Origin of the sequence: Limnobacter sp., from assembly GCF_964228395.1 — a bacterium.
Classification (GTDB): domain Bacteria; phylum Pseudomonadota; class Gammaproteobacteria; order Burkholderiales; family Burkholderiaceae_B; genus Limnobacter.
On sequence record NZ_CAXQZX010000094.1, the window covers coordinates 1 to 10074 of the forward strand.

Sequence of the window (10074 nt, forward strand, 5' to 3'; positions counted from 1 at the left end):
AAGCCCCCGCTTGGCGGGAAACCGAATCGGATGCAATGGCGACATTTTCGCCTTGCATGCCCCCTCGGAAGGGACAAGAAGGGATACACGGGCTGATCCCAGGCCCAGCGACCTGTGCCGCTCCAGCACCAAAACGCGACACAATCAATGTGCCCAGGCCTAGCCCAGCTGATGCTTAGGCCACGCTAACCGGGATTTTGCCGATCTTGGCCTGCCATTCTTTGGGCCCGGTGTTGTGCACTGAAATACCAGTGCTGTCCACAGCCACGGTGACTGGCATGTCTTTGATCTCAAATTCGTAAATGGCTTCCATGCCAAGGTCTTCAAAACCAACCACCTTGGCATTGGTAATGGCCTTGGATACCAAATACGCAGCGCCGCCAACAGCCATGAGGTAGGCCGATTTGTTATCGCGGATGGCCTCTATGGCCACGGGGCCACGTTCAGCTTTGCCCACCATGGCAATGAGGCCGGTTTTTTCCAGCATCATGCGGGTGAATTTGTCCATGCGGGTGGCGGTGGTTGGGCCAGCGGGGCCAACAGCTTCGTCGCGCACGGGGTCGACCGGGCCCACGTAGTAGATCACACGGTTGGTGAAGTCCACAGGCAGTTTTTCGCCCTTGGCCAGCATGTCGGCAATGCGCTTGTGTGCAGCATCGCGGCCGGTGAGCATTTTGCCGTTCAGCAGCAGGGTTTGGCCTGGCTTCCAGCTGGCCACTTCTTCGGGCGTCAGGGTGTCGAGGTTAACGCGCTTGCTTTTCTCGGTGTCTGCCGTCCAGCTGACTTGCGGCCAGTCAGAAATATTGGGTGCTTCAAGCTTGGCGGGACCATCGCCGTGCAAGTGGAAGTGCACGTGGCGGGTGGCCGCGCAGTTGGGAATCATGGCAATGGGCAATGATGCGGCGTGTGTGGGGTAATCCAGAATTTTGACATCCAGCACCGTGGTCAGCCCGCCCAGACCTTGCGCGCCAATGCCCAGGGAGTTCACTTTGTCGTAAAGCTCCAGGCGCAGTTCTTCGATGCGGTTTTTGGGGCCGCGCTCCAGCAGTTCGTGAATGTCGCAGGGGGCCATGAGGCTTTCTTTGGCCAACAGCATGGCTTTTTCGGGCGTGCCACCAATGCCAATGCCCAAGATGCCTGGGGGGCACCAGCCAGCGCCCATGGTGGGGACTGTTTTTAGCACCCAGTCCACGATGGAGTCTGATGGGTTGAGCATCACCATTTTGGATTTGTTTTCAGAGCCACCGCCCTTGGCTGCACAAATAACCTCTACATCGTCGCCGGGCACAATTTCGTAGTGAATCACGGCTGGAGTGTTGTCTTTGGTGTTTTTGCGGGCGCCTGCCGGGTCGAGTAGCACAGAGGCGCGCAACTTGTTGTCGGGGTGCAGGTAGGCGCGGCGCACGCCTTCGTTGACCATGTCGGTCACGCTCATGGTGGCATCCCAGCGCACATTCATGCCCACTTTCAGGAACACCACGGAAATTCCGGTGTCTTGACAGATGGGGCGTTTGCCTTCGGCACACATGCGGCTGTTGGTCAGGATTTGCGCAATCGCATCTTTGGCGGCCGGGCTTTCTTCGCGCTCGTAGGCTTTGCCCAAGGCTTGAATGTAGTCAAGCGGGTGGTAGTACGAGATGTATTGGAAGGCGTCGGCGATGGAAGAGATGAAGTCTTCTTGCTTGATGGTGGTCATGTACAGCTCCTGAGTGTGCTTGGGTGCAGCTTTTTATTTTAAATGGGTTTTGGCGGGCAAGGCCTGGTGAAGCAGTTTGTCGCAATAGGCGATTGCCACGGCCGACAGCAGGAAGATCACATGGATCGAGGCCTGCGCGATGATGGTTTTTTCATCGTATTGCTCGGCGTTGATGAAGGTCTTGAGCAAATGAATGGACGAAATACCGATGATGGCCATGGCGAGCTTTACCTTTAGCACTGAGGCGTTTACATGGTCAAGCCATTCGGGCTGGTCAGGATGGTTTTCCAGGTGCATGCGGCTCACAAAGGTTTCGTAACCGCCCACGATGACCATGATGAGCAAATTCGAGATCATGACCACATCGATGAGGCCCAGCACGATGAGCATGATGGCCGCTTCGGTCAGGGTGTGGGCCACCGCCCCGCCCACCAGGTGCCAAAGCTCGATGAGAAAGTGATACACGTACACGCCCTGGGCCACAATGAGGCCAAGGTACAAGGGCAATTGCAGCCAGCGGCTGCCAAAAATAAGCTGGGCCAGGATGGGGGGGTACTGTTTGTTTTGTTCCATTTTGTGACAGATGTGCGGCGCAACATGGGTGGGTGAAAGTTGCCGCAAATCATAGCAGAGCGGACCCCCGTTCGGGCGAAGTTCTTGACATGGAACGCGAATTGCTGTGGTGCGCCATGGTGTAAGGTGAGAGTAAGAGCTTTTGCCTATTGTTGAAGCAAATTAAATTAATAGAAAACTCATAAACCTTGGAGGAAAAGGATGTCTTCAATCGAATCCGTATCGCACGAAACCCGGGTGTTCGAACCCAGTGCCGAATGGCAGCGCAGCGCTGCCATCGGCGGCATGGACGCCTACAAGGCCCTGTGCAAAGAAGCCGAAACTGACTTTGAAGGCTTCTGGGCCCGTTTGGCCAAAGAGAACCTGCAGTTTGCTAAGCCCTACGGCAAGGTGCTGGATGAGTCCAACGCGCCATTTTACAAATGGTTCACGGGTGGCGAGCTGAATGCATCGGCCAATTGCCTGGACAAAAACATTGAGGCGGGCCTGGGCGACAAGGTGGCCCTTATTTTTGAAGCAGACGACGGCCAGGTCACCAAGGTGACTTACAAGGAACTGCTGGGCAAGGTGAGCCGCATCGCCAATGGCTTGAAGAGCCTGGGCGTAAAAAAAGGCGACCGCGTGGTGATTTACATGCCGATGAGCGTGGAGGGTGTTGCTGCGATGCAGGCCTGCGCCCGCATTGGTGCAACCCACTCGGTGGTGTTTGGCGGGTTTTCTGCCAAAGCCTTGCAAGACCGCATTGTAGACACCGGCGCAGTGGCCGTGTTCACTGCCGACCAGCAAGTGCGTGGTGGCAAACAGCTGCCTTTGAAAGCCATTGTGGATGAAGCGCTGGGCTTGGGCGGATGCGAGTCGGTCAAGAATGTGATCGTGTACAAGCGCACTGGGGCTGAGGTGGCCATGAAGGCCGGGCGCGACCAATACCTGCACGACCTCGCCGACAAGCAAAGCGATGTGTGTGCGCCCGAGATGGTGGACTCGGAGCACCCGCTGTTTATTCTTTACACCTCGGGCTCCACAGGCAAGCCCAAGGGTGTGCAGCACAGCACTGCAGGTTACTTGTTGTGGGCCATGCTCACCATGAAGTGGACCTTTGACACCAAGCCCAACGATGTGTTTTGGTGTACGGCCGACATCGGCTGGATTACAGGCCACACTTACATCGCCTATGGGCCGCTGGCGGTGGGCGCCACGCAAATCGTGTTTGAGGGTGTGCCCACATACCCCAACGCTGGCCGGTTCTGGGACATGATTGCCCGCCACAAGGCGACCATTTTTTACACCGCGCCCACAGCGATTCGCTCTTTGATCAAGGCTTCGGAAGCTGATCCCAAGGTGCACCCCAAGAGCTACGATTTGTCCAGCCTGCGTTTGATGGGGTCAGTGGGTGAACCCATCAACCCCGAGGCATGGATGTGGTATTACAAAAACGTGGGTGGCGAGAAGTGCCCCATTGTTGACACCTTCTGGCAGACCGAAACGGGTGGCCACATGATCACCCCGCTGCCCGGAGCAACCCCCTTGGTGCCCGGTTCGTGCACACTGCCATTGCCCGGCATTATGGCTGCAGTGGTGGACGAAACCGGCGGCGACTTGCCCAACGGCCAAGGTGGGATTTTGGTGGTAAAGCGTCCCTGGCCGTCCATGATTCGCACCATTTGGGGCGACCCCGAGCGATTCAAGAAGAGCTACTTCCCCGAGGAATTGGGTGGCAAGCTTTACCTGGCAGGCGATGGCGCCGTGCGCGACAAAACAACCGGCAACTTCACCATCATGGGCCGCATTGACGATGTGCTGAACGTGTCGGGGCACCGCATGGGCACCATGGAAATTGAAAGCTCGCTGGTGGCCAATGAACTGGTGGCCGAGGCTGCCGTGGTGGGGCGCCCCGACGACGTGACCGGTGAGGCCATCGTGGCCTTTGTGGTGCTGAAAGGGAATCGCCCGGTGGATTCCGAGGCGCGTTCAAAGCTGGCCAATGAGTTGAAGGCCTGGGTTGGCAAGGACATTGGCCCGATTGCCAAGCCCAAGGAAATTCGCTTTGGCGACAATTTGCCCAAAACCCGGTCAGGGAAAATTATGCGCCGCTTGTTGCGTAGCCTGGCCAAAGGTGAGCAAATTACCCAAGACACCTCCACGCTTGAGAACCCGGCCATTCTGGACCAGTTGAGCAAGTCCAACTGAACCCGGCCAAGGCCTTGAGCATGCGCCGTCGGTGCTTGAAAAAGACCAGTCCCACTGAAGTGGGCTGGTTTTTTTGTGCCCGAACAATCATGAAGTAAAGGGGTGGGCATGAACTTCACCTTGGGGTTGACCCGATTTTTTTCAGTGCTGACCTTTGGCTTTTTGCTGTGCATCACCGTGGCTGCCGTGATGGAAGACTATGGCGTGGGCCGCCAGTGGATTGGTTACTTTTTTATTTTTGTGACCATGGGCGGCTATGCGGTGATTGGCTTGTTGAGCCGCACCAGCGATATTCAAGAATATTTTGTTGCATCGCGCTCAGTGCCCGCGGCCTACAACGGCATGGCCACCGCGGCAGACTGGATGAGTGCGGCGTCTTTTTTGGGGGTGGCGGGCACCCTGTTTTACAGCGGGTTTGAAGCCCTTGCCCTGCTGGTTGGCTGGACTGGCGGCTTTGTGCTGATTGCCCTGTTGATTGCGCCTTACCTGCGCAAATTTGCATTTTTTTCGATTGGTGACTTTTTAGCCGCGCGCTATGCCGGGCTGGACAAAGGCCGGGCTGTGCGGCTGATCTGTGTGCTGGTCACCATATGCGTTTCGTTTGTGTACGTGATTGCCCAAATTTATGCGGTGGGTTTGATTACCTCCCGCTTCGCCGGGGTTGAGTTTGGCATTGGTGTGTTCTTTGGCTTGGCGGGTATTTTGGTGTGCTCGTTTTTGGGGGGCATGCGGGCTGTCACCTGGACCGCGGTTGCCCAGTACATCGTCATGATTTTGGCCATGATGGTGTGCGTGGGTGCAGCCATGAGTTACACCGGGCAGGGCAGAGCCGATATTTTGAGTGAGGGGCAATCCAGCAGTTACCCCGAGTACGTGCGTGACCAAGAACGAAAGTTTTTTACAGACCCGGCTGAATCGCAAGTGCGCAACATTTACATGCAGGAGGCCGATCGTTACCAGTTGCTCATCGACAACCTGCCGGCATCGTGGGCCGAGGGCTATGAGGCACGCCGTAAAAATCTTGAACTGGCGCGCTACGACGGGTCTTCGTTCCAGGAAATCAAGGCCGCTGAAAAAGTACTTCGTGATTACCCCCGCAACCCCATTGAAGCCAAACGCGAATGGAGCCAGGAGCGCCAGCGTTACCTGGACAAGGTCAAGGCCAGTGTGCCGCATTTTGGGTCGGTGCAGGACGAAGAGGGCTTGGCCAGCGGTGGTGCTTTGTTCAGCTTTTTGGCGGTGGCATTTACCTTAATGTGCGGCACAGTGGCTTTGCCCCACATCATTATTCGGTTTTACACCACCCCCAGTGCGTCGCAAACCCGTTGGTCGGTGGTGGTGGCTTTGGGCTGTATTTTGGTGATTTACCTGGCCGCCCCCTGGCTGAGTTTGGTGGCCAAAGTGGTGGTTTACGAAAACCTGGTGGGGCTGAGTTATGACGACATTCCCAACTGGATTGGCGCTTGGTCGCGTGTGCTGCCAGGGTTGGCCACCCTGCAAGATGTGAACATGGATGGTGTGGTGCAGTTTGCCGAAATTGGCTTGAGCCCAGATATATTGGTGCTGATTACGCCAGAAATTGCCGGTATGCCGTTTTTCTTGTCGGGTTTGATTGCCGCCGGCGGGCTGGCTGCAGCGCTGTCTACTGCCGATGGCTTGTTGCTGGCCATCGCGGGCAGCTTGTCGCACGACTTGTATTACCGCGTGCTGGACCCCGAGGCCACCTCGCAGCGCCGGGTCACCATGTCGAAGATCGCTTTATTAAGTGCCGCGCTGTTGGCTGCGTGGATCACCAGCCTGCAGCCGGGCAATATTGTGGTGTTGGTGGCTTCGGCTTTTGCCCTGGCGGCCTCGAGCTTGTTTGTCCCCCTGGTGGCAGGCATTTTTTGGGCCAAAGCCAGCCGCCGGGGCGCCCTGTGGGCCATGAGCACAGGCTTTTTGTGTTCTGCGTTTTACCTTGCGGTTTCGAATGCCAGCTTTATGGCCATGTTTAATCTGGATGCGATTACCTTGTTTGGCATCAGCGGAGTGGCGTCGGGCGTGTTGACCATACCGCTGGCCGCGCTGGCCATGTGGCTGGGCTCCAACATGGGGCGAGGGCCCGTTGAGACCCCCGATGTGTTGCGCGTGCTTCGCTCCCCGGAGGCCCACTGAAAATTGGCGAACTTGTGGCGCTGCAATGTAAAAGTTTGCTATACTCTCGCGCTTGATCACGCGGAGAGATGGATGAGTGGTTTAAGTCGCACGCCTGGAAAGCGTGTATAGGTTAATAGCCTATCGGGGGTTCGAATCCCCCTCTCTCCGCCAGAAATTTAGACAAAGGCCCGGTGTTTTCACTGGGCCTTTGGCATTTCTGGCGAGAGAGAAGCGAAGTCCCTGCGGACTTCGCGTGGGGGATTCGAAGCTTTGCCCATGCAAAGGGCAAAGCCGGGAGAATCGACCATGCAAGAGGCGAACGGCAGCGAGGCTCGCGGCATGGGCGAATTGAGGGATATGCCCCGACTTGGTGACTCACCGGAGTGAGCATTGGACGGTGCTTTGCGTTGTGAACTACATTGTGCGGTCGACACTTCGGACCCCTCACCATGCCCGCCGTCTGCAAAGCAAATTTCCCGGAATGCGTTACGCAATATTTTTCCTTAACGGAACTGACTGTCACCAAAACTGGTTTGCTCAACAAGCCTGACTCACCCGTTGTCACTGCCAATTTGCGTGAATTGGCCAACACAATTCTTCACCCAGTGTTTGAAACCTTCGGCCCAAAACTTACCATCGCCAGCGCCTACAGAAGCCCTGCTGTGATTTTGCTCAATCCTCCCGACTTGGCTGGAGGTAAACATTAATGCAAGATCGAACTCCTATTTTGTACGCTGTTGTGCTGCTGCTTTTTGTTGCTGCATGTACTCAACAGAGTGAGCACCACAGTCATACAAAATTGCATGATAGCGAGGTGCAAAATTCGCAACCTTTACCAAGCGATAATTGGTTATTCGGCCAGTGGGTAACGGATTTTGGCGAAGGTTTTGAGTTGTTAGAAGCTTGCAAAAGGCCGGATAGCCAGTTTGGTAAAGGCTATGCCTATTGGCGCGACGATGTTGATGGCGATCCCTATGAAGAATTAAACAAAGTGGATCAGTATGCGATTGATGGCAACTCGATCAAAGTTCGCTTGTTGCCACCGAGCAGCATTGAACCCATGCTATTCAAAGACGGCACCCTGCATTTTGAGCTTCAGTCTGAGGGTTGGGTCAAACTTTTTTTTCCAAAACGAAAAGATGAATTCGTCAAACTGGTGAGATGTGATTCCTCACCCTTCCCATACTCCGCCGACATTGCACCCACACCCCCCAAATACCAAGGCATAGAGCCGGGTATTGCGGACCGACCACGCGGTGACACTTGAAAAAACCTGCATCCAACTTGCCAGTTAACTTGACCTCGACCGTCGCCATTTCATGACTCGCTTAATGCCAACGATTGCGCAAACCAAGCTACCTAAAAACCAAGTGCTAGCAGCGCCGTATAGGTTTGTCGCATAACTGTTACCAGCTTCCGCAGCAATGGCAGGGCCAAGATCGAACGAGTGCAAATCGATCAGCAGGTAAAAGAACCAAGCCGCCGGGTACGTGATTGCAGCCGCATAGGCTGCCCAGTGTAAACGCTGGCACAAAAATGCGAATAGGACCCCAATGAGCGCAACAAGCCACATCGTCTGTGTTTGAGGTAGTTTGTCAAGAACTTCAGAATGCGCCCAAGGTGGACTGGATATCAAGACAATGAATAAAATGTATCTAAGGGGCATTTGAGTACTCCACTGCCAGGTGAATATGGCAATCGGTCTGGTTCCCTAGCATTTGCTTGAGGTCTTTAACAAAATCATTCATTGCATGTGTGAGGTCAATACATCCAGCGCTTCCAGGGGTGTCGCCGCCATGGATAAAAAATCCTCCTCGCCCGTGCGTGTTTGTACCGGGGTACACTCGGATGGCAATTCTATGATCACCCCAAGCAGATCTTGGTGACCGTAATATGTTTTTCAGGGGCGTGTTTGTCCAGAGGTCCGATGGGTTTATCCAATAGTTTCCTTCGGGGATCGGCCCTTGATTTGCAACACGCTGACGCTGGTTTGAATAGTCGAAAGAGCCGTTTACAGATCGACCAGAAACTGCGGGATAGCTTTTGAGAGTGCCAATGCTGGATTGAATTCTAAAAGTCTTTCCGTCGAAGTACAGTTGGATTGCTGATTTTTTGCAAGCAGGTACTCCCGGGCGGAGAATTTCGTGTGCGTATTTCGTCATCGGTAAATTGATCTTTTTATCGTCAAGTATTCAGCCTACCTATCTAAGTCTGACGGTTACAAATTCTTATTTGCCTCAGCAATTCCCCACTCAAAGTAGGACAATGAGGGTTTGTTTCAAACCAATGTGTCACCATGGAAGCAGTGCCCAGCACCCCCATCACCATTCATGTATGGACCGATTTTGTTTGCCCGTTTTGCTTGCTGGGCGAACGCATTATTGAGCAGGCCGCCGAGGGTTTGCCGGTGCACATTGAATGGATGCCGTTTGAGTTGCGCCCGCACCCAACGCCCACATTGAGGCCCGAGGATGATTACCTGCCGAGGGTTTGGAAGTCGTCGGTGTACCCCATGGCAGAGCGCTTGGGTGTGCCCATCAAATTGCCAACCGTGTCGCCGCAGCCCTACACGCGCAAAGCCTTTTTGGGCTTGCAGTACGCCAAGCAGGCGGGGCAAGGCAACGCGTACACCACTGCGGTGATGAAAGCATTTTTTCAGCAGGACCAAAACATTGGTGAAGATGCGGTGCTCAAAAACATTTTGAATGGTCTGGGCATGGACCCGGCCGGGCTGGATGAATTTATAAACTCCCCCCAGGCCAATGCGCAACACGATGCCGACCTGGAACATGCGCAGCGCATGGGTATACAGGCGGTGCCCTCGGTCTTGGTGGGGCGGCAATTGTTTTCGGGTGTACCCAGCGTGCAGGCTTTGCGCGAGGTGTTGCTCCAGAACATGGGGTAGGGATAGCGCGGGTGTTGTGCATGCGGTGGCTTTAGTATGCTGGCCGCATGCCTGTCAACAACCACATCTTCTTCCATGAATCTTCACTCAAAACTTAAACACCTGGCCGCCCAGGGCAAGCCTCTGCGCGTGGGCATGATTGGGGCTGGCAAATTTGGCTCCATGTATTTGTCGCAAGTGCCACGCACGCCGGGTATTCACATGGTGGGCATTGCAGATTTATCGCCCACCCGCGCGCGCAATTCGCTTCGCAACGTGGGCTGGCATGAAGAGGCCTATGGTGCCGAATCGCTTGAGCAAGCCGCCAAGCAGGGCAACACCGCGATTATTGACGATGGCATGAAGCTGATTGAGTCTCCTTTTGTGGACATCATCATCGACGCCACAGGCAACCCGGCGGTGGGCATTGCCCACGTGTTGGCCTGTTGCCAATACCAAAAGCACATTGTGATGGTGAACGTGGAGGCCGACGCACTGGCAGGTCCTTTGCTTAAGCAAAGGGCTGATGAAGCCGGTATTGTTTATTCATTGGCCTACGGTGACCAGCCCGCATTGATTTTTGAGATGGTGGATTGGG

General features: G+C 55.1%; 8 protein-coding genes and 1 tRNA gene. 6 read left to right on the forward strand and 3 right to left on the reverse strand.

Annotation, left to right across the window (positions count from 1 at the left end; all coding sequences use genetic code 11):
- Nucleotides 1-175 precede the first annotated feature (175 nt).
- Nucleotides 176-1696, reverse strand: a complete 1521-nt coding sequence (locus ACEQU8_RS07605; protein WP_370262693.1) for a fumarate hydratase — start codon at nt 1694-1696, stop codon at nt 176-178.
- A gap of 33 nt (nt 1697-1729) precedes the next feature.
- On the reverse strand, nt 1730-2269 hold the full coding sequence (locus tag ACEQU8_RS07610; RefSeq protein ID WP_370262694.1) for a TIGR00645 family protein: 540 nt from the start codon (nt 2267-2269) through the stop codon (nt 1730-1732).
- Between the two features lie 201 nt (nt 2270-2470).
- Here ACEQU8_RS07610 and acs point away from each other — a divergent pair, with 201 nt between their 5' ends.
- From acs to ACEQU8_RS07630, 4 genes are all read left to right on the forward strand, one after another.
- Complete coding sequence (gene acs / locus ACEQU8_RS07615) at nt 2471-4456, forward strand: acetate--CoA ligase (protein ID WP_370262695.1); 1986 nt, start codon at nt 2471-2473, stop codon at nt 4454-4456.
- Nucleotides 4457-4564: 108 nt separating this feature from the next.
- A complete protein-coding gene (locus ACEQU8_RS07620; protein WP_370262697.1) occupies nt 4565-6610 on the forward strand; it encodes a VC_2705 family sodium/solute symporter in 2046 nt (681 codons plus the stop codon).
- A gap of 62 nt (nt 6611-6672) precedes the next feature.
- A tRNA-Ser gene (locus ACEQU8_RS07625) sits at nt 6673-6763 on the forward strand.
- Nucleotides 6764-7298: 535 nt separating this feature from the next.
- Complete coding sequence (locus tag ACEQU8_RS07630; protein WP_370262698.1) at nt 7299-7859, forward strand: hypothetical protein; 561 nt, start codon at nt 7299-7301, stop codon at nt 7857-7859.
- 388 nt (nt 7860-8247) lie between these two features.
- Here ACEQU8_RS07630 and ACEQU8_RS07635 read toward each other — a convergent pair whose 3' ends face one another.
- Nucleotides 8248-8754 carry a tlde1 domain-containing protein gene (locus ACEQU8_RS07635; protein ID WP_370262700.1) on the reverse strand — a complete coding sequence of 169 codons (507 nt, stop codon included), beginning with the start codon at nt 8752-8754 and terminating at the stop codon, nt 8248-8250.
- A gap of 134 nt (nt 8755-8888) precedes the next feature.
- Between ACEQU8_RS07635 and ACEQU8_RS07640 the strand changes: the two genes are divergently transcribed.
- Entirely contained in the window at nt 8889-9497 is a 609-nt protein-coding gene (locus tag ACEQU8_RS07640) for a DsbA family protein (RefSeq protein WP_370262701.1), read from the forward strand.
- Between the two features lie 75 nt (nt 9498-9572).
- On the forward strand, nt 9573-10074 hold a 502-nt coding region (locus tag ACEQU8_RS07645), incomplete at its 3' end, for a Gfo/Idh/MocA family oxidoreductase (RefSeq protein WP_370262702.1).